Source organism: Vibrio sp. 03_296, from assembly GCF_002265885.1.
In genome coordinates, this window is record NZ_NPKW01000994.1 from 1 (window position 1) to 1,199 (window position 1,199).

The 1,199-nt window shown below is 42.9% G+C and carries 1 protein-coding gene and 1 pseudogene; one reads left to right on the forward strand and one right to left on the reverse strand.

All coding sequences use genetic code 11. From position 1 onward, the window contains the following. Window positions 1–10 precede the first annotated feature (10 nt). The gene (locus tag CIK04_RS29395) at window positions 11–643 is read right to left on the reverse strand and encodes a GAF domain-containing protein (protein ID WP_325205995.1); all 633 of its coding nucleotides are present in this window, start codon (window positions 641–643) and stop codon (window positions 11–13) included. Window positions 644–939: 296 nt separating this feature from the next. Between CIK04_RS29395 and CIK04_RS29400 the strand changes: the two are divergent. Next, window positions 940–1,199: pseudogene (locus CIK04_RS29400) on the forward strand (hypothetical protein); the annotation flags it as partial.

Consider the following 1,199-nt stretch of genomic DNA (forward strand, 5'->3'; position numbering starts at 1 on the left):
CAGAACCTTGTCACCGATGGGTGTCCATACGCATCGTTGATCGCTTTGAACTTGTCGAGATCGAGTCATCAGTAGTGTCCGTTTTGTGGTCGTATTGCCTTGGTTTGTCATTGATAAAGTAAGTCGCTTCAACAAACGCACGCCGATTGAGCGCACCAGTGAGTGGGTCAAGGTGCGCGAGTTCAATCATCTTGTTGATTTGTTTGTGTTTATAGATTTGAGCGGCTACCCATTTGGCTATGGTTTCGAGGATTTTCGCATCAATTTCGCTGTAGCTATCCACTTGTTTGTGAGCTACGTTTAAAGTGCCATAGCATTCTTCTTTGTATTTTAGAGGGGTATCCATGCAGCAAAGCAGACCGCCATCCACAAGCCATTGACAGTCGATCATGTTGCTTTTTCGGTTATCTGGGCTAATCGCAGTTTTTTGTTGGGAAAACACTTGGCCAACAAAACTGCTTTGTATGGGAATCAAACAGTCTTTTGGTAAAACGTCATTACCATCGAGGGCATAAAGCTTGAGATAAGCATCATTTTCTCTCAGCGCAATACTTGATCTATCCGCTTGAAAGATTTCCTCATACTCAGTATGACGTGCACAGTAATATGTCTTCCAATGAGTTTGACTGTGCGAGCTCTTCAAGAAAGCCTAGAGGGAGGGCGGCAAAATTGTTTTTTGTTCTCTCGAGCGTCGTTATTGCCCCCCGCTTTTCTTTTGGTGGTAGGACTTTTTTTCCTTAGATAAGATTCCATCTTTAGCCAACTGTAATTTATAAAATAAACAAAGTTTAGGATGGAGACGAGTTGAATATCTAATCACATTCTTGAGACGTCATCGAATTTATTAATAGTTTTCGTTATACGTGATCCGTATGACAATCTGTGCAGATTTTTTCATCTGACGCTATACTCTGGCTCTTTTTTGCAAGCGTGCGACCGATGACTAAAAAACCGGATAGACAAACCGCGATGCGTAATATCATTGACGCGGTGAAAAAAGAATTGCCATTGTACGAATCAGAGACGTTTGTCTGTGGTCCGAAAGGGGAGTGTGTAGGCTGCCCGAAAAAACTGCTTGAGATGGTGGATGGTGAACTGAGCTATTGGGAACATGCAATGAAGCGTGGTGTGATCCCCATTTGATGAATTCCGACGTTTTGGTAAATTATGCAGTAGCGTGCGTAAGGGTTTGGTGAGAA